Source organism: Lactiplantibacillus daoliensis (genome assembly GCF_005405005.1).
Taxonomy (GTDB): Bacteria; Bacillota; Bacilli; order Lactobacillales; family Lactobacillaceae; genus Lactiplantibacillus; species Lactiplantibacillus daoliensis.
In genome coordinates, this window is record NZ_BJDH01000008.1 from 119,724 (window position 1) to 142,158 (window position 22,435).

General features: G+C 41.4%; 16 protein-coding genes. 8 read left to right on the top strand and 8 right to left on the bottom strand.

The window, feature by feature from the left end; all coding sequences use genetic code 11:
- Positions 1 to 22: 22 nt before the first annotated feature.
- From FFM64_RS10125 to FFM64_RS10145, 5 genes are all read right to left on the bottom strand, one after another.
- Entirely contained in the window at positions 23 to 1,606 is a 1,584-nt protein-coding gene (locus FFM64_RS10125; protein WP_137607902.1) for a hypothetical protein, read from the bottom strand.
- A 26-nt stretch (positions 1,607 to 1,632) separates the two neighbouring features.
- The gene (locus FFM64_RS10130) at positions 1,633 to 2,679 is read right to left on the bottom strand and encodes a WxLIP family cell surface protein (protein WP_171000386.1); all 1,047 of its coding nucleotides are present in this window, start codon (positions 2,677 to 2,679) and stop codon (positions 1,633 to 1,635) included.
- A 73-nt stretch (positions 2,680 to 2,752) separates the two neighbouring features.
- A complete protein-coding gene (locus tag FFM64_RS10135; RefSeq protein WP_137607903.1) occupies positions 2,753 to 3,511 on the bottom strand; it encodes a WxL domain-containing protein in 759 nt (252 codons plus the stop codon).
- A gap of 912 nt (positions 3,512 to 4,423) precedes the next feature.
- The gene (locus tag FFM64_RS10140; RefSeq protein ID WP_137607904.1) at positions 4,424 to 6,922 is read right to left on the bottom strand and encodes a hypothetical protein; all 2,499 of its coding nucleotides are present in this window, start codon (positions 6,920 to 6,922) and stop codon (positions 4,424 to 4,426) included.
- 274 nt (positions 6,923 to 7,196) lie between these two features.
- Entirely contained in the window at positions 7,197 to 7,508 is a 312-nt protein-coding gene (locus FFM64_RS10145; protein WP_137607905.1) for a hypothetical protein, read from the bottom strand.
- A gap of 899 nt (positions 7,509 to 8,407) precedes the next feature.
- Here FFM64_RS10145 and FFM64_RS10150 point away from each other — a divergent pair.
- Both FFM64_RS10150 and FFM64_RS10155 read left to right on the top strand, forming a co-directional pair.
- Positions 8,408 to 8,641, top strand: a complete 234-nt coding sequence (locus tag FFM64_RS10150) for a hypothetical protein (protein ID WP_137607906.1) — start codon at positions 8,408 to 8,410, stop codon at positions 8,639 to 8,641.
- Positions 8,622 to 9,521, top strand: coding sequence for an SPFH domain-containing protein (locus FFM64_RS10155; RefSeq protein WP_137607907.1), 900 nt, complete (start codon positions 8,622 to 8,624; stop codon positions 9,519 to 9,521). The genes FFM64_RS10150 and FFM64_RS10155 overlap by 20 nt, the downstream gene beginning before the upstream one ends.
- A gap of 68 nt (positions 9,522 to 9,589) precedes the next feature.
- Here FFM64_RS10155 and FFM64_RS10160 read toward each other — a convergent pair whose 3' ends face one another.
- Positions 9,590 to 10,444, bottom strand: coding sequence for a helix-turn-helix transcriptional regulator (locus tag FFM64_RS10160; RefSeq protein WP_137607908.1), 855 nt, complete (start codon positions 10,442 to 10,444; stop codon positions 9,590 to 9,592).
- Positions 10,445 to 10,584: 140 nt separating this feature from the next.
- Between FFM64_RS10160 and FFM64_RS10165 the strand changes: the two genes are divergently transcribed.
- The 5 genes from FFM64_RS10165 (at position 10,585) to FFM64_RS10185 (ending at position 18,406) form a co-directional block, all read left to right on the top strand.
- The gene (locus FFM64_RS10165; protein WP_137607909.1) at positions 10,585 to 11,880 is read left to right on the top strand and encodes a family 43 glycosylhydrolase; all 1,296 of its coding nucleotides are present in this window, start codon (positions 10,585 to 10,587) and stop codon (positions 11,878 to 11,880) included.
- On the top strand, positions 11,877 to 14,153 hold the full coding sequence (locus FFM64_RS10170) for a beta-glucosidase (RefSeq protein ID WP_137607910.1): 2,277 nt from the start codon (positions 11,877 to 11,879) through the stop codon (positions 14,151 to 14,153). Before FFM64_RS10165 ends, FFM64_RS10170 begins: the two co-directional genes overlap by 4 nt.
- Positions 14,134 to 15,342, top strand: a complete 1,209-nt coding sequence (locus tag FFM64_RS10175) for an MFS transporter (protein ID WP_137607911.1) — start codon at positions 14,134 to 14,136, stop codon at positions 15,340 to 15,342. The genes FFM64_RS10170 and FFM64_RS10175 overlap by 20 nt, the downstream gene beginning before the upstream one ends.
- A gap of 5 nt (positions 15,343 to 15,347) precedes the next feature.
- Positions 15,348 to 16,901 carry an alpha-L-rhamnosidase-related protein gene (locus tag FFM64_RS10180; protein WP_137607912.1) on the top strand — a complete coding sequence of 518 codons (1,554 nt, stop codon included), beginning with the start codon at positions 15,348 to 15,350 and terminating at the stop codon, positions 16,899 to 16,901.
- A gap of 188 nt (positions 16,902 to 17,089) precedes the next feature.
- Complete coding sequence (locus FFM64_RS10185) at positions 17,090 to 18,406, top strand: MFS transporter (protein WP_137607913.1); 1,317 nt, start codon at positions 17,090 to 17,092, stop codon at positions 18,404 to 18,406.
- A gap of 59 nt (positions 18,407 to 18,465) precedes the next feature.
- Here the strand turns inward: FFM64_RS10185 and FFM64_RS10190 are convergent, their stop codons facing one another.
- Both FFM64_RS10190 and FFM64_RS12345 read right to left on the bottom strand, forming a co-directional pair.
- A complete protein-coding gene (locus FFM64_RS10190; protein WP_137607914.1) occupies positions 18,466 to 20,025 on the bottom strand; it encodes a glycosyltransferase in 1,560 nt (519 codons plus the stop codon).
- A 130-nt stretch (positions 20,026 to 20,155) separates the two neighbouring features.
- Positions 20,156 to 21,601 (bottom strand): Ig-like domain-containing protein, encoded by a 1,446-nt coding sequence (locus FFM64_RS12345; RefSeq protein ID WP_171000387.1) that lies wholly within the window; start codon positions 21,599 to 21,601, stop codon positions 20,156 to 20,158.
- On the opposite strand from FFM64_RS12345, the gene FFM64_RS12350 reads away from it, so the two are divergent.
- Positions 21,570 to 22,435 (top strand): hypothetical protein (locus FFM64_RS12350; protein WP_179951201.1); only part of this gene is annotated, 866 nt, incomplete at its 3' end. The two genes, FFM64_RS12345 and FFM64_RS12350, sit on opposite strands and share 32 nt — an antisense overlap.

Sequence of the window (22,435 nt, forward strand, 5' to 3'; positions counted from 1 at the left end):
TATCTCCATCAGTACTTAGTTATTAATAAGGTACATCTGCCAATGTCCACACGATGGTTGTACTATATTTGGCAATTTTCATGTTCGGCATGGCCTTGACAAATAGACTTCGTGTGACACTGTCCTTATTCTTATTCGTACCACTAAAAAGGATTTCTGTTTCTTGATCGGTTGTGTCTTTCCCTTTTTGATAGACAATCGTGCTCGAACCCAGCGACTGACTTTGGGAATGCTCGTCCACGTAGTATAAGAACGGGGTCAAATCATTTTCAAGGCTGGAATTTGAACCTTTAGCTACCGCTGAAATTTGCCACGGAATCTTTTTACTACGATGATCGTCTACAGTTATCTTGAAATCTCGGTCTGGGTAAATACGTGTTGGCACCATTGGAATCTGCTGTTGACCAAACTCAAGAGTAGTTTCACTTTGATTAAACGCTAATGCGCCGACACTTTTAGTGACTTTCACGTTAATTACCTTCGATTGAATATAGCCATTCTTCTGGGCATAGATTGGAATTTCAATCGTTCCCCCTTGCTTTAATTGTCCGATTAAAGCATTCAGTTTTTCTTCGCTATAACTACTTTTGAATACCACATTGCTAGTATTCTCGGCATTAATGTGCGCCTTCTTGGCCACCACGTCTGCAATATTATCAGAGGTTAAGTCAACTGAATCTTCAAGATCAAATGCTTGATCTTGTTCTGCATGCAACAAACTAACTTGATTAATTGTCTTTGATCCAGCGTCTCCCTCGAGATTGCTTTCAGTAATCGTCAAACCATTATCCTTGATCAACGATTTTTCTAAATTTTCTTTCAAATCGAGCTTATAGTTACCATTTGCGTCAACTATTGTCTCCTCAGAATTAATATTACTAGTAATTCGATTGCCTGCAGTTCCTGTTCCTTCTATTATTTGTGTCTGAGGGGTAACAGGATCCTTAATTGTCGGTGCATTTAGCTGACCTGCTTTAAATGTTCCAAGTGAATATACGACCGTGCCAAGATAACTCGGATTTGTCTTTGAGATACTGACGGCATCAAAACTAAAGCCAACTTTTAAAGGCAACAGATCCCTTAAATTAGATAGATTCTCAACTTCAAAGGTGATGACTTTTCCACTTGAAACACCATCAAGTGCTACGAGATCAGTATTTTTAAATTCCACGCGCGGGTTATTTGTCGCAGGTATAGGACTCCATTTGCCACTTTTTTTAGACAATAAAGCAAAGTTGAACGGCGCAAAATTAAATTGTAGCTTACCGTTATTATCATGCGAAGTCATTCGGCCCCGAACTGTGATTTCTATTTTTTTTGTATTCACGGTCAGTCGGCCATTTTTATCAACATAATTCGCCTTAACTCCCTTTAAAATCCATTGAGGCAGCAACTTAAAATCTTTTCCCTGTAGCAGATAAGCTTGGTTATCTTTTAAACCATCCGATACTTGCACATGCTCCACATTATTTTGAACGAAGAACGTACCATTTTTCATGACATCTTTCATCTCATCAGTCGCAGCCTGCCCTGCCAATCCATTGAAAGCAAATGTAAAACTAAAAATCACCAAAACAAGGATTTGTTTCACTATTTTGACCCGCATTCTTTTCCCTCCTCAATCAGTAAAGGTTATTTAGTATGCGTCCGCCTTTTTAAAAAGTAGAAAAACCATAGTACTAGTCCTACAACTATGAGCATGCCGATTGCACCCCAAAGAACTAACCAAATCGGACTGATACCGCTATTTTCAACTGATTGATGTTTATATTTTTTTACAGCTGCTGGCGTAATCGTAAAGTCCTTCTCAAATTTCCAATGGTGCGCCTTATTTTTAACAGTCATTTGTAAATGATAATCACCGGGCTTTAATCCCGAGGAACCTACCAAAAGTGGATAAGAATACACTGTATTGGGTGCCAACTGCACGTTCGACTTTTTCTCTTTTTTAGCAACTTTGCCTGTGGCTTTATCAGTAATAGTTGTTTCTAAGTTTAAATTTGGCACGATTACGGCCGAAACATTTCGTAATGACGAAAGTACGGCTTGATGTGCATTTTTCAATCCTAGGCCAACTTTAGCTAGCTGCAACTCTGGATTTGGTGCCTTTCCAAATGAATATTTCATCCCAATCACATAAGAATATTGACTATGAACATTCATTGAATCTTGAACTTCACTTGTCACTTTCTCATCCAATTTTTCAAAATACCAACCACCCAACATCACACCCTGAAAATCTGTTTTAGGAATTTTAACCTGAGCTTCAACGACCTTTGAGCTTTCTGCTGGGACGGTGACAACCTTCTCTCCCGTCAGCTTCGTTAAGCGTCCAAGCTGATACTTTAGTGAAGGGTCAAAAGTCTTGGCCTGCTTAACATAATCAATCACACCGTTATCGTTGGTATAAGCTGTATGAATACCAGTTTTTATTTTCATGTCACGCTTCGTTACATTATAAATAGTCGTTTTCAAAGTTTGCGTCTGCCCAGCCGTCATTTTTAAATCAAAGAACGAATGGTCCTTATTAAGTTGATTAGACGGCAACTGGGCGGATACACTAAATCCAATATTATTGCTCGGACCAGTCGCTGCACGACTCACTTGCGCAAAGGCCAGGCCAAATAGCAAGCTCAGAACAAAACTTACGATTCCCCAAAACCGCGTCTTCATTAACATTCAACCTACTCCTTATTATTTACCCACATTATGTAAAAGAGTGCCGCTTACTTACGACACTCCATTTAATGCTTTAACTAGTTGCAACGTCTGACAAAGTCCACTTTAGCGTTGTCGTGTACGTGCCCGGTTTAGTACTATTTGCGGGAACCTTCAAAGTAATTTGACTAGGATCAAACTGTGCAGTCGTATAGCCAGCAGCTTTGCTACCTTCTGCCTTTAATATTTCTTGCTGTTGATCATTCAAATCAATCGCTTTAGTTTCTCCATCAACCCGTGATGTTGTCGCTTGTTCCCCACTCTGATGGATCGTACTTCCTGGCCAACTAATTTGTGCACCCGTGACATTGTCTTTTCCAGAGGTTAAAGGACTTGCACTCAGATTTAAATGCCACTTTGCATCGATGCCACGCCCATCCGCAATTTCCACAATAAAATTATTTTTCCAATCATCCGATACTGCTTTTGCCTGTTTATCCTTCGGTTCATTCAGCATAACATTGGCCGCAACCGAAACGGGCTTAATCATATCAATGGTTTGTGCGGTCGTTCCAAATGTCATATTTTTCGTCACATACACGAACGAAGCGCCGGCAGGCACATTGGTTATGTCCCCATTTCCCAACTCTGGATCTTTCGCAATCTCATTAGGATTATTGGGATTCACAGGTATCAAGTTGGTCGTTTCTCTGGCTTTGAACTCGATTGTTGCATTGGTACTCCCAGTTGCCAATTCTGGTTCTCCGGTGCCCGTATCCGCCGCCTTAACGCTCACCGGGGCCACTAGTAGTGTCATGCTAAATAATACGAGACCTGTCATTAGTTTTTTCATTGATCAGTACACTCCTTATTCTATTTTTAGTGCCAAGTTAGGCCGAATAACTAACAGCTAGTTGTTTATTCCAGCTGTGTACAACTAGAGTATAAGCGGACTAGATTACGCTGGCAATAGTCGACTCAGACGACTATTACCTTTAAACGTTAACTTTATTTTTGTCTATAATTATCGCAATAAATATAATTGAATCGATACTCAATTAATTAAGATTAGCCAATATAATTAGACTAGTAATTAATGTGAAATATTATCGTCAATTAATACAACACCTCAACTATTTGAAAAAACGCAATTTGGTGCAAACTGTTATCCATCAAGCCTTCACGAAATTACATTTCAATAACCACGATTTGGCATATCAATTAAGGATGTAATTGTTTTATTCACTTATCATAGTTTAAATAAGCATCCAGCCAGCCGTTCTATGCCCTAATAACGTCACATTTTAATGACGGACGTTATTCTCGACCAAAACCATCTATAAATAACTTTATTTTTAACGAATTGGCCCAGTTTAAGAAAGTCTTCTCAATTTTGAAAAACCATCGCCACACTTTCTTCATATTTCGTTGTTATATTATATTCATAGCAATTAAGGATTCCCCTCCAAGGTTGCTACTATAACAATTAACATTCTTTTCATTTACTCCTCCAAAGTAATGAAATCCGTCAGAGCGAATAACTCTGACAAGCCCAGTGAGCGGCATGTGAACGTCCCCCCGCTTATATGAATAAACGCTTACTGGGTTCTCAGCATGTGATTCCCCAATTGCATGCTGACCTACTCCTTTTGACCTTCGTATTCCCGTACGAAGGTTTTTTATTGCCAAAAAATAGGCCATTACCATCGAAACGTTCTCGAATAATGGTAATGGCCTATTCCACATTTAAAGAGAATGGCTTAACTTAGCCGTGATTAACCTTTTTAGCCTTTCGCGCGGGAACCGTAAAGTTCTCTACAAAATCGGCCATTGTTAATTTTTCAGCACGCATCAAACTTTCTAACGCATCCGCAGTCCATTCGCTTGGCATTCGGGCACTGAGCTTTTCAGCCAAGCAATCAATTTTTCTAACTAACTCTTCAACCTTGGTCGCAGTCAGAACTCGCGTCGCTCTAATCAGATTGGTTGGCAACGTCAGCGTTCGCTTGGTCTGTACCAGGACGAGTTGCGCCGAAGCGTCACCATATTCGGCTTGATACCACTCAATCGCAGCTTGCGTCATCACTGCACCACCTACTGGATCATCCGGTAAATTAATCTGAAAGACAATATCCTGTTTCAGGCCACGCCACAATTCTGAAGGCTCAGCAATCATTTCCACAGTTGGCCGAGTCGTTTCAAAACCAACCAACATCCCAACCCAAGCCAGCGCACGCTGAAAATCTTCAGTCAAAAAGTCCGCCTTAACATCTAATGGCATCACCCGTGCTTCGAAATAAATGGCTAAATCATTGCCGTTATCAAAATTCAATGCTTCTAAATAGGCTTTGAGCCGCTTGCCCGTCGTTAACTCAGGCCGAGGCACTGGCAAATACGCAACTCCAGCTGGACGTAAATAAGCTGGATTTTCACGGTAGGCTTGTTTTTGGATAACTAACGCCTTTGCCGGATCAATCTGATACTGATAAGTTGCCTGCTGTTCAAGCGTTGCGGCGGTTGGCTGGGCCACCTCACTAATTAAAGTAGCCGCCTCTTGAAACTTACCGGCCAAAGCCAGTTGATTTGCTTGGCGAATCTGTGCAGCTTGAGCGGCTTTTATCGAACAATAGGCAACCGATTTGATCTGGCGGTAATTATAATTGATGTTTTCATGATAAATTGCGCGCCAACGTGGATCTCTCGTCAGAACTGCCTTAATCAACTGATTCAACTTAATCGTGATGTCGGAAGCCGTCCGACTCGTCTTTTTGATAGCAGTTCCTAATTTCTGTGAAAACTGCAATTGCGCGCGTGTCTGAGGACTAAATAGTTCCTGAATCTCTGGCATCACTGTCAACGCTTGTAACTGATCACCTAACAGGAACACTAATGAACTATCCGCGCCAGAACGGACAGTACGCCCAAGCCCAGCTTCAATTAACTCCACAATAGTCCTAATCTTGGCCCGTGCCCCTGGATCTCGTTGTAACGCAATGCGGTCCGCTAACCGATTAGGATTTGGTAACCCATCCAAGACAAGGCAGTGACTGGCAGCACCACGCAAATCTAAGTGACGATAGCCATCAATGACGACTGCCATCATCAATTTAGTCCCAGTTAAATCGGCCATCAGTTCCTTCTGATCAGTCGATTGATAAACCTTCGCTCCCATTTTTTGCCAAATAATTGCAGCCTCATCAGTTGGCACAATAATCACCAAGTTGGTTGTCAGCAAGCCACTTTCAAATAAGTATTTTAAATAACTACGCATTCGTGAATCATTAAGTTGGATATCAAATTGTTGCGGCGTAATAATCAACTTTTCACCAGCGTCGCCCGTTGATCTGACTTCGATTGGTGCCAAGAGACTACTGGGAGACAATCCCCATTGTTGAACTAAATCCGTCCCAGTAGTCAAACTGGTCACCAAAAACAAGCGCCGTACCGCTTCGTTTAATACCGGCAACTGCTCAATCGGTAATTGTCGTGGTTGAAATTCAATGCCTGCTTGATCAATGTAGCACTCCACATTAGCGAGATTTTGAATCCATGCTGGCGGTGCCACTGGTCCTGCCAAAATACGTGCCTGATACTTAGCCAGTGTCCAATAAGGCACGGATAACGCTACCGCTGCCGAGACCGCTTTCCGCAACGCCTGCCACATAATCGGTGATTGCGTCTGAGGTTCATTTTCAAACCAAGTTAACAAGTGTTCATACCATTCCGGATATTTCTCCCGATCGATCCGCCAAGTCATAGCAGTCTGCAATTGGCGTAAACAGGCTGGGGCATCATCGACGACCAACATGGCAACTTTTTCTAATACCGGCATGGTAAAAATTGATTTTGGTGCCACAATTTGATCAATCGTCGTGACAATAATCCGATTGGCCGCTGGCTGTACATCGTCTTTCACAGCAACTTCGATGTACTCTGTCACCGGTAAATTATGATGCTTAGCAGTCTCCACCACATTCTGCGCCTGCCGCGCATCCGCACAGACATATACAACTGGCGTTGCGCCTCGGTTCAATTCAGATTGCAAAGCTAACAAACCAACCAAAGCCTTGCCAACTCCTGAACCCATCACCGTTACCAAATCTCGTTCATCACGGCGTTGAGACCACTGCCGTAAACTGGCTCGTTGGCTTCCTCTCAAATACTCATATCCAGCATCATGGATCAACTCATCAAAAAGCACGTCTGGTTGTACTGCATGAATAGATTGTGCAGGTGTTAACCGAACCGCATCTAAAAAATCCATTCTGACCACGCTCCCCTCAATTCAATGATGTCAACAACTCACTTCGTTTAAACTCAGCTAATGATTCAAATAACAATTGCATTAAAAATGACACTGTCAGAAATTATTTATTATAAATAATGTTTTATTTATAACGTCAATGTCATATAATAGTCCTAAGTAAAAAAACGAGATTAACAAGTCTCAGTTGAGCCTTGCTACCTCGTCTCTTGCGTAACTCGAGAGCTCCGAACTCCGAGATACAGCGTAACTTATGTGAAAAGATTGATAACGCTCAATCGTGATGTGCCAGTAACGTTTCTTCCATTAAGGTGATTAAGCCACTGAAAGCAAGTAACGTTGCCCCGTCATCTGATAAATCGGTTGCAGCAGTCGGAATTACATCAGTCAATGATGAACGATTATTATGGTCACTATCCTGATTAGAATTAACACGCCCAGTGTAAGAATCAGGTGTTTCCATAGCGCTCATCTTTGGTTGGTGTTTTTTTGTGTCTACAGGCCGATCAGCCCCACCAGATTTACGGATAGTGTCTTTATCCTTATAGTCGAAGTTTGAGTTACTGGCTTCTTCATTAATAGCCACTTTGCTCTTATCACCACCTCCTTCAATCCTTATCACCGATCGTCCAATCAATGATTGTGAATTATAATGATAACAAGCTTTATTTAAATACTAATCGGTGGTCACTTCACCCTTATGGTCAAGTATCTCCGATTCTCCCCGCTAAAAGTCAAAGGATTCTTAGTCATCCCCGTCATAAGAATCCTTTTCGTCTAACAATTAACCCCTAAATATCGGCTATTGCATCGAGCACTAACTAAAACTCTCACAAGCGAGGTTAGTACTTGACCGACGATCGTAATTTTCCCTATGTGCCCGCAGCGTAGACTAAATCATAATCAGGCTTGAAAATGGCCATTTTCGATTACACTGGTTACTATCAAACGAATAATGATAGTAACAGTGACCTCAATTACTTATCTACACCTCACATTTTAACTGAATAAATAAAAATGTAAATAGGCCTAACGGCGGCGCTACGCGTTTTTTAAGGACATTTCACGAATGAATATAAGATACAGTAATACCGGTTTAAATAACGTTAATACTATGAACGATTAATTATCAGTTATTTTTGCGACTATGGTTAGTTGATTAATGATTACTAAATATAGACCAATGTGTTTAACATCATTCGCATACGTTATCCCTTTAACGATTAGCGCGGTTAATTTGGACTAGATATATTTATTTGCACATTTCAAAAAAACTTTATCAATCGATAATTGAACAATCAGTGTCATACTGTGTACTATTTATATCTGTATGTTAATTAACCTAACTAAACTAATTCTTATAAGTAAATATTTGATTAAAATTCAACATTTTTTTCTTACGGACGTCATTTCCCCCCTGAAACTACCATTCCTCAGCCAAACAGCTTATAATTAATGCATCACAATTAAAAGGTGGGAAGGGTTATGCAAGAAGGATACTTGGAACAACGCTTAATCGGCCAGCGCTTCACGCTCAAACGGGCAGACCTAACTGACGGCGTCACGTTTTTTGGCATCTTTTACCATATCCATGCAGCGACACCGTTACACGTTGGGGACTTAGTCGAAATCGTGCAAGCCGATGCGCACGGCTTAACGGTCACGGTAGTTGCGCCTCATCAACAGGGGGAATTGCATCATGATCACATTAATCGTTAGTATCATTGTCATTTTATTAATTATTGCGGTGCTCGTTGCCTCTATTCGAATCATCACTCAGCCTAACCAGGGTGTCGTGTTGACTTTCGGGAAATTCGAACGCGTCTTGAGTTCAGGTTTCCACTTCATCAAACCCTTTATCTCACGGGTCATTACAGTCAACACCGCTCAAACGCCGGTTGACCTGAATCAACAAGTTGTCATCACCAAGGATAACGCTGAAATTTCTGTGAAGATTTCACTGAAATATCACGTCACCAATATTGAAGATTTCGTCTTTAAAAACGAAGATTCCGTTCGGAGTATGATTCAAGATACTCGGGCAGCTTTGCGGGGCATCATTGGGAATAAAGAATTAAACGAAGTCTTGAACGGCACGCAAGAAATCAACGCGGCGTTGTTCAAGGAAATCTCCTCAGTGACCGCGGGCTATGGGCTAAACGTTGACCGAGTCAATATTGATTCCGTTAATCCATCAGCTGATATCCAAGCTTCAATGAACAAGCTGTTACAAGCAACCCGGGAACGGGATGCGACCATTGCTACTGCTGAAGGTAAAAGTCGGTCAATTACCCTAGAAAATGAGGCCAACAACAAGGCTTTGCTGGCAACGAACAAGGCACAAAATGAAGCCTTAGTTAACAGCGCCACCGCCAAAGCGACTGCGATTCAAACCGAAGCGGACGCCGATGCTTATCGGACTAAGATTTTGAATGAAGCCTTAAGTCAATCTTCTGAAAATTACTTTATTTTCCAAAACACTGAAGCCGTTAAAGCTTTAGCAGATGGTAGCTCAAACACTGTCGTTCTACCCAACGGAACGTTAGACAGTTTAGGCTTGATTCCTGCACTGACTAAAGTTGGCAAACTAACTAAATAAGTAATTTACCATAGTCTATTAACACTAGCGGCCTGAACTTGCAGTTCAGGCCGCTTTTATATACCGTTTTATTTCACTATCTGGGTCGCATGTCGCCGAATAATTTTTGGTAACTGCTGATACCTTAGCTTGAACTCCTTATTGAACTGGGCATAATTAGCAAAACCAACTTGTTCTGCAATCAACATAATTGAATTGTCAGTGGTTACTAACTGTGAATAGGCATGATCCAAGCGAATATTCGTCAAATAAGCATAAAAGGTCAATCCAAAGTGTTTCTTTATGAATCGCGACAAATAGGCCGGATTTAAATTTACCTGTGTTGCCAAATCAGTTAATGTCACTGTTTCAGTATAATGCTGCTCAATATATGTGGTAATCTTTTGAATCCGTTTAAAGTACTTTTCACTGAGACGGCGCTCACGCACTGAACTTGGAACTTTAAAATCTGTAAAAAGGGAACGTAACAATGTCATTAACCTAGAATAAACACTTAAATAACTATATTCTTCGTGACTCGTTGCCAACTGTAGCAATTGATTTAACAGCCTAATCACGGTCCGTTTAGCATCTGGTGTCCCCATCTTGGCAGAAAAATGGACTAAATCTGCATCAGGTACTAACTCACGAATAAAACGAAATGAGATCTGCAGTACAATCCCCTTCAGCAAAGGCCCATCAAACAAAGTCGAATGCACCGAATTTGAATTAAAAATATGAAATTGACCTGTCTCTAATATAAAGTGTCGCGTTGCATCCATCACTTTCAGCTCACCCTTGGTTAGATAAATTATTTCAAGGGCCTCATGCATATGCGGAACAATTAAAGCATGCCCACGGTCGTAGCCACGAAAGATACGCATCGGAACATTATGATCGAAATGAACTTGTTCATGTAATTCTGAATAGTGGTCTAATTCCACAATCAATCTTCCTTCCTATCCAAAAGTCAAAATATCGATATTTATCGGTCATCAGAAGTACTGACTTAGTCTGACAGTTGTCAGTTACAATTACTTCCGCAAGTAAGAAAACGTTTACAAAAAGGAAGTATTAACATCATATGAATCCAATTTTAGATCCAACCGTATGTCTGCCAGATGCTGAAGCGCGGGTGATGCCTGATCATCGCGTATACCTTTATGGCTCACATGATAATCCTGGTGACACTGAATTCTGTAGCACCAATTATGTCAGCTATTCTTCAACAGATTTAATTCATTGGCAAGCGCACGGCACAATATTTGACAGTACCAATCCAAAATACGCCGTTAACAATGGCCTAACCCTAGGCGCACCCGACTGCATCTTTAACCACGGGCACTACTACCTCTACTACTGCATGTATGGCAACCGAATGGGGGTTGCCGTTGCCAATAGTCCTACCGGCCCCTTCAAAAACATTGGTCCAGTTACACCAGCCGACGGACAAAGTATCGATCCAGCTGTCTTTATCGATACAGACAATCAAGCTTATTACTTTTGGGGTCAATTTAACCTCCATGGTGGCAAGCTTGCAAATGATATGAAAACTGTCATTCCTTCCAGTATTAACGATAACATTCTTAGCGAACATGAGCACGGCTTTCATGAAGGCGCTTCGATTCGAAAATTGAACAACCTTTATTACCTAATTTATACTGACATATCGCGTGGCCGCGCGACTTCCCTCGCCTATGCGACGGCAAAACATCCGTTAGGGCCGTACACCAAACGCGGTATTATTATCGATAATACTGGCAGTGACCCTGAAAGCTGGAATAATCATGGCTCAATTGAATGGATCAACCAGCAATTATACGTTTTCTATCATCGTTCCAGCCAAAATAGTATCTATAATCGACGACTATGTATTGAGCCTTTGACCCTCCATGCCGATGGACATATTGACGAAGTCAAAATGAGCTCAACTGGTGTTGAATCTGCTCTATCCATTAATCAAACGATTAGCGTTAGTCGTCTATCAAGAATGCGCCTTAAATTACCATTTAACGCACTAATTGAGCCAATGGCGCTACATCCATCAGGAAATACTGACACCTTAGCCTATATCAAAGATGGCGATTGGGTTCAATTTGATCAAGTCAGTTTTGGAACGGGGTGCCGACAAGTTGAAGTCAACTTAGCTACCCCTAAGCCGATGCGAATTGAAGTTTGGACTGAAGGCAACCATTGCCTTGGCAGTATTTATGCCACAACGCTTACTCATGACTGGCAAACTTATCAATCCTATCAAGGTTCATTAGAACTCACTAAAGGAATCCATCAAGTTTGGCTAAAATTCTGTGCTGAACAGCATGCAGTTGGTCGCCTAGGTAATTTAAAGTCAATTCGCTTTATCGAGGAGTGTGAAAAATGACAACAAATGCACAATTAGCTGATGAAATTATCAAGCAACTAACCATTGATGAAAAAGCTCAACTATTATCACAAGTGATTTGGGAAACAACTACTATCAGTCATCTCAATCCCCATTTGAGTAAATTTTTGTTAGCTGATGGACCGGCTGGAATCCGACGATTAAAAGAATACTTTGATGATGATATTTACAATACTAAGCCAAGCACCGCTTACCCTTCACCAAGTACCTACGCGAGTTCCTGGGATCCTAACCTATTGACTCAAATTGGAAAACACATCGGCGAAGAAGCACTCCAAGAAGCTGTTGATACAATGCTCGCACCAGCAATCAATCTAAAGCGAAGTCCTCTTGGTGGTCGTAATTTTGAGTATTATTCGGAAGATCCCTATTTAACTAGCACGCTTGCAACGCACTTTATTCAGGGGCTACAATCCACTGGCGTTGGGGCTTGTTTAAAACATTTTGCCCTTAATAACCAAGAAACACGTCGTATGAATCTGAATGTCGAAGTGGATGAACAGACTTTGCACGAACTCTATTTACGAGCCTTTGAAAAACCTGTTAAGGCGGGAAAGCCCAAAATGGTCATGACAGCTTACAACCAAGTCAACGGTGATTATTGCGCTAGCAATCCAGAACTATTAGACATTTTACGGCGTACTTGGGGATTTAATGGCGTCGTTGTCACAGACTGTTTTGCGGCACATGACTTAGGCCAAGGTATTAAGCATGGACTAACCTTACAAATGCCTGGTGAAAGTAAAGAAAATATCACCAATCAGATTCAACAACTTATCACTACTCAACGACTAAAAATAACGGATTTAGACCATGCAGTCAAACGCAACATCGTTTTTGCCCTCGATGCTGCTGGTGAACGCAAGCATCGAAAAAATTATAACCGTGATGCTCACCATGACTTCGCTCGTAAAGTAGCAGAAAATAGTATGGTTTTATTAAAGAATGAAGACCAAGTCTTACCGTTCACTACTAATCAACACTTGCTAGTCGTTGGTGAATTAGCCACTCATCCTAGATTTCAAGGTGGTGGCAGCTCCCATGTCAACCCTTATCATCTAGAACAACCATTAGCGGAGCTTAAAAAAATAAATCAGCATATCACATTTGCCAAAGGCTACCAAATTGATAATCTGCATCAGACAGAATTAGTTCAACAGGCCATTGATGCAAGTGCCAATCAAGATGCAATCGTTGTCTTCGCTGGTTTACCTGATTTAATTGAATCAGAGGGGTACGATCGTGACAATCTCGACCTGCCAATCAATCAAAATCAACTTATTCAAGCAATGGTTGCAACTAAGAAACCGGTTATCGTTGTCTTAGCCACCGGTTCAGTTGTCACCATGCCTTGGCAACATAGCGTGAATGGAATTTTAGAAAGTTATCTTGGTGGTGAAGCCGGAGCAAGTGCTATTGCAAATATTTTATTTGGTAAAGTTAACCCTTCCGGTAAGTTAGCTGAGACTTTTCCTAAACAGCTTAGTGACAACCCCAGTTATTTAAATTTCCCTGGAAATCAACACACGGTCCTTTATGGTGAAGGCCGTTTTATCGGGTATAAATACTATGCCGCTACCAACAAGAATGTTGCTTTTCCATTTGGTTTTGGGTTATCGTATACGACCTTTTCCTATCAAACAACTAAACCACTGGTTAATCCAACACATACTCAAGTAACCTTTCAATTGACTAATACAGGCTCATTAGGTGGTCAAGCAGTTGCTCAAGTCTATACTCACTTTCTCGATACAACCGTTGGTCAAGAACCACTACAATTAGCAGGATTTCAAAAAGTCTATTTAAAACCGCAACAAACTAAAGCTATCGTCATCGATTTGGATCAACGTGTTTTCCAAACCTTCGATACCACAACACACCAATGGATTACCAATGCCGGGACTTACCACATCTACGTTGGTAACGCCAGTGATGACTCACAATTGGCCGCCGAAATCAGTATTTATGGAGTCACAACCCCGGTCACTGCAAATAGTAATCTTAGTGATATGCTACAACAGCCTACGATGAAAGCTACACTACAACTACTATTCAAAAAGCATCCAAAGTCGGCTGAATTCTTAGCGCTAACCCAAGACAAAGACCCCTTAAAAGCTCGTTCAATGGGAGGGCTTATGACTTTTAATACTTTAAAACGTGTTGATCCAACATTAAACGATCACGTAATTAACACAATGGTACAGACAATTAATCAAAAAGGAGACCTTATCCATGCCAATCACTCAAAATAAACATAGCTTTTGGTTCAAAGCTTCAATTTTATCAATTTCAATTGACTCAACCGTGTCAGGAGTCGTTTCTGGTGCCATTCCATTGATGGTTAAATCATTTCCAAACGCTCCTCAATCAATCGTTGAATCTATTTCATCATTACCTAGTCTTGCAATCATGCTAGCAGTTATCATTAGTCCGTTTGTAACAAATAAAATTGGCTATAGAAAGACAGTCCTAATTGGACTTGCAATTTCATTTCTGGCTGGGATTGCACCCACATTTTCACCAAATATTTATCTTATTTTAGCCTTTCGCTTTATATTTGGTTTGGGAATTGGGCTGTTAAACCCACTTTCTTACAGTATTGTTGCTTACTTTTACGATAACGATGAGCGCTCACAAATGTATGGCTTAATCGGAACCGTCTCTAATTTTGCTTCTTGGATTTTAACCGGACTCGTCGGCGTATTATTACAATTTAGTTGGCACTATAGCTTTTTAACTTATTTTGTTTTGCTCGCCATTTTAATTTTAGTTTATTTCGTTTTACCCGAAATGGACATAAAAACCGAAGTCAAAAAGGAAAAATCACACAAAAACAATTTTCTTGCCATGGATCATCGAGTTTACTACCTGGCCGTCGTAATGTTCTTCTTATTTATGGTTTGGATGACTTTTAACCAAAAGTTTGGACTACTCGTTACTGGCAAAGGCTATGGTAATGCCTCTCAAGCTACTTATATTCTTAGCTTAACTGCACCGGTTGGTATGATTATTGGTATCTTTTTCGGCTTACTTCACAAATGGCTAAAAAACATTTTACTTCCCTTAGCAATGTTTATGATGGCCTTATTATTGCTCGTAACAGCGGCTTCAAACAGTTTAATCGTTTCTACATTTGGCGTTGTTTTTGCGGCAGCCTTTTTCACTTGTTGTTCAACCTCAGTCTTTCTCCGTGTTTCAGAAATTACACCGAAAGCACTGAATAACGCTGCTTCATCAATTGAACTCATCGTTGTTAATGTCGGTATCTTCGTTGCACCTTACTTCATGAGTCTGGTTGGTAATACCCTTGGCAATAATAATCCCGACATGATGCTGGCTGTCTGCGCAGCTATTCTGATTGTTTTAGTAATCGCCATGATTCTTGGTCACTTTCTTACCCGTAACCAACATCAAGCCCAATCAACTATTTCACAGGAGTAATCAGCATGGCCTTTAAATTTCAACTTAATCCTGATATAAAATTTGAATATAATCCTGAATTTCTAGCACGAGCCGCAGAGAATGAATCCAAACTGATTACACATCAACATGTAATTAAAAACTGGTTAACATTGAACCCCCAACAGCAGCTGACTTCATTACCAAAGGAGCTCATCAAAGTGCCTTTACAGCGCGACGATTACCGGATTTTAGACTTTGGTACTCATTATGTTGGTCATCTATCCCTAGACATAAATATTCATGGTGCAAAGATGGACGCACCACTGACTCTCAAATTTCAATTTGCAGAAATTCCAGCAGAGTTAGGGCTAGCTTCGTCAAATTACAATGGCTGGTTGTCACGGTCTTGGATTGCGGAAGAAACTTTGCATATCGATCATTTACCAATTCACTTGCAGCTGCCACGACGCTACAGTTTTCGCTATGTCAAAATTACCGTGATTGACACTTCACCCAAATGGAAAATTACCTTTGCCAATCCAACTATCACCGCAACAAGCGCAGTCGACGAATCACAGTTTCCGAATCCAACCAGCCAAGACCCGGAATTACGTGCAATTGAACGTGTTAGCACTAAAACGCTAGCCGAGTGCATGCAAACTGTATTTGAGGATGGTCCAAAACGTGACCAGCGCCTTTGGCTAGGCGACTTATACCTGCAAGCACTTGCTAACTATGCCACCTTTAAGCAAAACAAACTTGTTACACATTGTTTGTATTTATTTGCTGGTATGCCTACAACTAGCGGTTTAGTCAGTGCCAATATTTTTACACACGGTCAACTCGCACCGGATGATACTTTCCTGTTTGATTATAGTTTATTCTTTATTAGTTGCTTAAAAGATTACGTCTTACAAACCCATGATGTGTCAACTGGCTTAAACCTCTACCCTGTTGCAAAAAAGCAGCTTGACTTAGCTCTCAAGCACTTAAATGGCATAGGAAAACTACAACTACCATCAACGTGGCCGGCATTTATCGATTGGGGTAATAATGCTGACAAGACTACTGCAGGACAAGGTGTCTTAATCAAGGTATTACGCGACTTTCTAAAACTAACAACTAACTTAGGTTTATCTATCAATCGGCGATATCCGGCGGCATTAGAACAAGCAGTGACCTATGCTCAATCCAATTTATTCGACATAAAAAAAGGATTGTTTTTCAGTGGCCCCAATCATGAATTTAATCTTTATAGTCAAGTCTGGATGGCACTTTCTAAAACGTTGCCATCTAACGAAACTACCAAATTAATGACAACCACCTATCAAGATTTCTTCCCAGTCACTGGTATTGCAACCCCTTATATGTACCACTTCATTGTCACGGCTCTTTTGGAATCCGGACTAAAAGCAGAAGGACGGCAGCTAATTAAGACTTATTGGGGCGGCATGTTAACCCAACATGCCGATACATTCTGGGAAGCTTATAAACCAGAGGATCTCACGTACTCCCCTTATGGTAGTCCATTGGTCAACAGTTATTGTCATGCCTGGTCTTGTACGCCAGTCTATCTCATTAAAAAATATCACTTGTAGATACCAATATACAATTAATACTTCAACGACTTGAACAATTAGTTCAAGTCGTTTTTATGTCGGATAAAATATGATTTTTAAGCCAGTCACAAACAGATCCCAATAACATGAAGTTTACTTAATATGGATTAGTAATAATGTGGTGTACAATTGAAACATGCAAAACTTATTAAATCGGGGATGATGACTTGAAACAACCTTGGCAAACAGCTTGGCCTGAACGCATTAGTTATGGCTTAAGCGACGCCGCAGATAATCTAGTCTTTCAGATGATGACCACTTACCTGCTCTTTTTCTATACTGATGTCTATGGCCTATCTGCTAGTGCAGCCGCGATTCTTTTTGTCGTGGCACGCTTGGCAGATGTTGTCGAAAGCCTCATTATTGGCGTCATGATTGATCATACTCATTCCCGTTTCGGCAAGAGTCGGCCCTTCTTTCTGTGGTATGCGCTGCCCTATGTTATTTTCGCAATTCTAACTTTTGTCACCCCAAACTTTGGCGACACCGGTAAACTGGTCTGGGCGTATGTGACTTATCTCGGGTTAGGTTTCTTCTATACTGCGGTCAATTTACCCATTACCTCGATTTTGCCGACCCTCTCACAAAATGAACATGAACTGACCTTACTTGGGGTGATTCGACAATTTTTCGGTAGTTCAGTCCAAATCATTGTGGCGGTTTTCACCTTGCCGTTAGTGGCTTTCTTTGGCAAAGGTAACCAGCAGCATGGCTTCTTATTAACAATCATTTTATTTGGCCTCATTTCGCTCGCATTAATTTGGAATACCTTTTTCCAAGTTCATGAACGCTTCAGTCAACCGGAACGTGCTCATCAACCTTTAAGTGAAGTCTGGGGCATGCTCAAAAAGAATCAACCATGGCTTGTCATTTCCATCGTGATTCTACTCTATTGGTTAACGACGGCGATTAAAAATCAGACGACGATTTACTACTTCAAATATCTCCTACAAAACGAAGGCTTAGTCCCCGTTGTCAATGGATTTACGTTTGCCGCGTTGATTGGTGTTGTCTTGATTGTCCGAACTTCTCGCAAAATTGGTAAGAAGCGAACGATGCTCGCTGGTATTTTAATCGCAGCACTAGGTCAATTAGTGCTCGCGATTGGCGCTGAAAGTCAAAGCTTGGCGTTAATTTTCAGTGGGACCTTAATTAATTCGATTGGTAACGGCTTGATTATCGGGTTGGTTTCCATCATGATTGCCGATACGATCCGCTTCGGCATGAGCATGGGAATCCAAGCAGAAGGCATTCTGGCCTCCACTGATGATTTCGGCGTCAATGTTGGTCTAGGCTTAGGCGGATTGATCACCGCTGGCTTATTCCACTTATCCGGCTATACCGCTAACCACGCACAAAACGTTGCCACCCAACACATGATTACATTAAATTATGCCTGGCTACCATTAGGCTTGTACCTGAGTATGTTTATTATTTTATTGTTCTACAATGAAAAACGGTTACTCGCTGCGATAAACCACTAAATTAAAAAAGGAATCCAGTCCGACTATAAAAGCCGTGACTGGATCCTTTTTTACTAATCTTATTCTAGGTTTTCATTAGCAGGATCAGTATCAATCACTGCTGCTTGCCACAATTTCCAAACGTTTTCCTCGGAAAAGTCCGCTGCCCGTTCATATGCACCGGTACTAAGTTGCTGAAGCTTATCTGGATTACTCATCACATCAACAATCTTCTGCACCATTGCATCTCGGTCACCATAAGGCACTACATAACCATTCTGATCGTTATTAATCAGATAAGCCGGACCATAATAAGTGTCATATGAAATTGCTGGAACACCATATGAGTTTGCCTCCAAGATTGCCAAAACAAATGCTTCAAACCGGCTTGTCAACAGCATTAATTCCGCGTGTTGGTATGCCTCTTCAAGGTTATTCGTATACCCTTTGAACTGAACACAAGCTTGCAATTGCAATTCCTGGACTAACGCCCGTAAGTTTTGCTCTTCTGGGCCGCCATCATTATAGCCATAAATATCAAGTGTCAGCCAATCCAACTGATCGTGTGCTAATTTAAAAGCTCGAATAGCCGCACTTAAATTCTTTTCTGGAAACAGCCGTGCAACAATAATAATCTTGCCTCGTTCACGAAAATCGGTCGTCATCGGTCGCTTCTCAGCTTGCAAACGCTCATCACTAACCATTCCCACTGGTATATTCATGATAGGAACCTGCGTCCGTAATCGCAAACGAATATTATCGGCTTGTTGAGGCGTGGCAGCAATAACCATATTCAGCTTACTTAACTGGTCAGTAGTATTAAGTGCTGGATAAACTAGTTCAGAATTAAGCGGTTCGCGATAAGGACTAAAGTGAATACTATGAACCCATTCAATTTTACGAGCAGCCGTTTGCATCATTGTCATTGGACGATTAGCAACCATTGAGCGGTCCGAAATAAACGTTGAATGTTCACCATCACGCAAATTGAGATCATCATAAAACTTAGAATTCAATTGATCAGTATTCATAAAAGAATATGTCTCGCCATCATTAGTTAATAGTCGATAATTTGTCGCTGTCACCCCATTACCTCGTTTTCGATAAGTAATTTCGAGGTATGGACGTCCAGATAGTGTTACAAATTGTTCTAATGATAAATAGGCTTCTTCAACATTATCTTTGGTTGCATAAAATTTGGTATACGCCATAAATCCACGTTCATCATACACATCTGTCCGAATCTTCTGTGCATCGCCGTCAAAATAGTCAACCGTACTAATCGGGGAAGTCTCATCAGAAAAATAATGGACTTCAGCAACTTGACGCTCACCATCCCAAAATCTGGCACTACTCGAGTGACGCTCAATTCGATATTTTTGGCGAGCAATGGGCAATTCTGCTAATGTTAATTTTTGCGCGTTAAAGTGTTCCGTACCAGCATAAAAATCAAACAGGTTCACAAAATTTTCTTCTGCCAGTTGCCAGTGCGCATTGCTACTACGGGTTGTCGTAGAATATTGAGTCGTAGCAATTTTTGCAGGCACCTGGTATCGATTAAACAATTTAATTCGCTTAAATTCAGCATGTTCAAGACCAGAAGCTAATTGGGCAATATTATCATCCAAAAAATAATACATCGTACTCCTCTTTTCTTTCGAATAAGTTATCTTTCAAAAAAGAAGGTGCAATTCATCACTGAATTACACCTTCTCCAAATCAGATTATTTCAGTTAAAGTTTTTTAATACTCAGCTTTTTCTAAAATAACTTAAATCATGTCTTCGCGACGACGACGAGCACCTAACAAACCAACTAATCCAAGCATGATTGTTCCTGCAACAGCTAATGATCCTTCAACTGAATCATTAGTTTGTGGCAATGAACCATTGTTTGAAGTTGCTTGCTTGCTACTGTCGTTAGCTAACTTACCGAGGTTTGAACCACCGTTAACTGCATCGCCTGCGACCGTACCATTACCGTTAGTGCCAGTAGTTGAGCCGTTACCAGCCGTCGTACCATTACCATTGGTTGAACCGTTACCAGTAGTTGTTCCAGTACCGTTTCCAGTGTTTGAACCATTGCCAGTTGTAGTCCCAGTACCATTACCAGTGTTTGAACCATTACCAGTAGTTGTTCCAGTACCGTTTCCAGTGCTTGAACCATTACCAGCGTTGATCGTATCGCCGTTTGCATCAGTAGTCGTTCCTTGTGCAGGAATCGTGATGCCAACAGGGTTACTTGCAACACCACCATCAGTAGATGTCACGTACAGTTTATCTCCAGCAGCTAAGCCGTCTTTAGAAACTGTTAACGTAAACTTACCATCTGAACCAACAGTCGTCTTACCAATTTCCTTACCATTACTATCAGTAATAGTAATCGTTGCACCTGGTTTGCCAGTCCCTGTAACGGTAACATCTTTATCACCGTTAGTAACTGTCATGCTACCTGGTTTCTCACTTGGAACAGTAACTTTGATAGGATTGCTATCGTTACCGCCATCAGTTGTTGTAACTGAGATTGAATCACCAGGCTTAACTGAACCCTTTGGAACCGTGATCGTAAACTTACCATCTGAACCAACAGTACCTTGAGCAACTTTATTACCTTCACTATCAGTGACCGTAATTGTTGCACCAGGAGTACCTTCGCCCGTAACGGTGATGTTTCCAGCTTCGTTATCAACAACAACTTTGGTAGGTTGCTTTGCAGGTACCTTAATGCCAATCGCATTACTCAAACCACCATTGGTTGCTTGAACGATTGCTAAGATAGTTCCTGGTTTGCTGCTGTCAGTTGGAACTAAGATATCAAAGTTCCCATCAGCGCCAACCTTGCCAGAAGCTAATGAATCACCATCAGCAGTAAAGATGTAAACAGTTGAACCAGGAGTCCCTTTACCAACAACATGAACGTTCCCATTTGCATCAATGTTAACTGTCATGCCAGTTGGTTGATCAGCAGGTACAGTGATATTAAGAACATCACTAGTCTTACCATCTTTTTGTTGAACAACCGTGATCTTATCACCTGAAGTTACCGCACTCTTAGGTAAGGTTAACGTAAAGGTACCATCAGTACCAACCGTAGTTGTGGCAATTGACTTACCATCAGCATCGCGAGCGGTAATAGTTGCGCCAGCTTCACCCTTACCAGTGATCACAACAGAGCCATCAGCTTGTTTGTTAACTGAAACACCAGTTGGTGAGGTCATTGTTGCGCCTGAACCTGAGTTGTCACCTGAGGTTGAACCTGAGTTGTTGCCTGAGTTGTTACCAGACGTTGAACCTGAGTTATCACCTGAGGTTGAGCCCGAGTTATTACCAGACGTTGAACCTGAGTTATTGCCAGACGTTGAACCTGAGTTATTGCCTGAGGTCGAACCTGAGTTATTGCCTGAGGTCGAACCTGAGTTGTCGCCTGAGGTTGAACCTGAGTTGTTGCCAGACGTTGAACCTGAGTTATCACCTGAGGTTGAGCCCGAGTTATTACCAGACGTTGAACCTGAGTTGTCGCCTGAGGTCGAACCTGAGTTATTGCCTGAGGTCGAACCTGAGTTATTGCCTGAGGTCGAACCTGAGTTATTGCCTGAGGTTGAGCCCGAGTTGTTGCCTGAGGTTGAACCTGAGTTATCACCTGAGGTTGAGCCCGAGTTATTGCCTGAGTTGTCGCCTGAGGTCGAACCTGAGTTGTTACCAGACGTTGAACCTGAGTTGTTACCTGAGTTGTTACCTGAGGTTGAACCTGAGTTGTTGCCAGACGTTGAACCTGAGTTGTTGCCTGAGGTTGAACCTGAGTTATCACCTGAGGTTGAGCCCGAGTTATTGCCAGACGTTGAACCTGAGTTATTGCCTGAGGTTGAACCTGAGTTGTTGCCAGACGTTGAACCTGAGTTGTCACCTGAGGTCGAACCTGAGTTATTGCCTGAGGTTGAACCTGAGTTGTTGCCTGAGGTTGAACCTGAGTTATCACCTGAGGTTGAGCCCGAGTTGTTGCCTGAGGTTGAACCTGAGTTATCACCTGAGGTTGAGCCCGAGTTATTGCCTGA

What these genes read in the sequence shown, in the direction of transcription:
- FFM64_RS10125 (WP_137607902.1), bottom strand. Translation starts at nt 1,606, where the DNA reads ATGCGGGTCAAAATAGTGAAACAAATCCTTGTTTTGGTGATTTTTAGT.
- FFM64_RS10130 (WP_171000386.1), bottom strand. Translation starts at nt 2,679, where the DNA reads ATGTTAATGAAGACGCGGTTTTGGGGAATCGTAAGTTTTGTTCTGAGC.
- FFM64_RS10135 (WP_137607903.1), bottom strand. Translation starts at nt 3,511, where the DNA reads ATGAAAAAACTAATGACAGGTCTCGTATTATTTAGCATGACACTACTA.
- FFM64_RS10140 (WP_137607904.1), bottom strand. Translation starts at nt 6,922, where the DNA reads ATGGATTTTTTAGATGCGGTTCGGTTAACACCTGCACAATCTATTCAT.
- FFM64_RS10150 (WP_137607906.1), top strand. Translation starts at nt 8,408, where the DNA reads ATGCAAGAAGGATACTTGGAACAACGCTTAATCGGCCAGCGCTTCACG.
- FFM64_RS10155 (WP_137607907.1), top strand. Translation starts at nt 8,622, where the DNA reads ATGATCACATTAATCGTTAGTATCATTGTCATTTTATTAATTATTGCG.
- FFM64_RS10165 (WP_137607909.1), top strand. Translation starts at nt 10,585, where the DNA reads ATGAATCCAATTTTAGATCCAACCGTATGTCTGCCAGATGCTGAAGCG.
- FFM64_RS10170 (WP_137607910.1), top strand. Translation starts at nt 11,877, where the DNA reads ATGACAACAAATGCACAATTAGCTGATGAAATTATCAAGCAACTAACC.
- FFM64_RS10175 (WP_137607911.1), top strand. Translation starts at nt 14,134, where the DNA reads ATGCCAATCACTCAAAATAAACATAGCTTTTGGTTCAAAGCTTCAATT.
- FFM64_RS10180 (WP_137607912.1), top strand. Translation starts at nt 15,348, where the DNA reads ATGGCCTTTAAATTTCAACTTAATCCTGATATAAAATTTGAATATAAT.
- FFM64_RS10190 (WP_137607914.1), bottom strand. Translation starts at nt 20,025, where the DNA reads ATGTATTATTTTTTGGATGATAATATTGCCCAATTAGCTTCTGGTCTT.
- FFM64_RS12345 (WP_171000387.1), bottom strand. Translation starts at nt 21,601, where the DNA reads ATGACCTCACCAACTGGTGTTTCAGTTAACAAACAAGCTGATGGCTCT.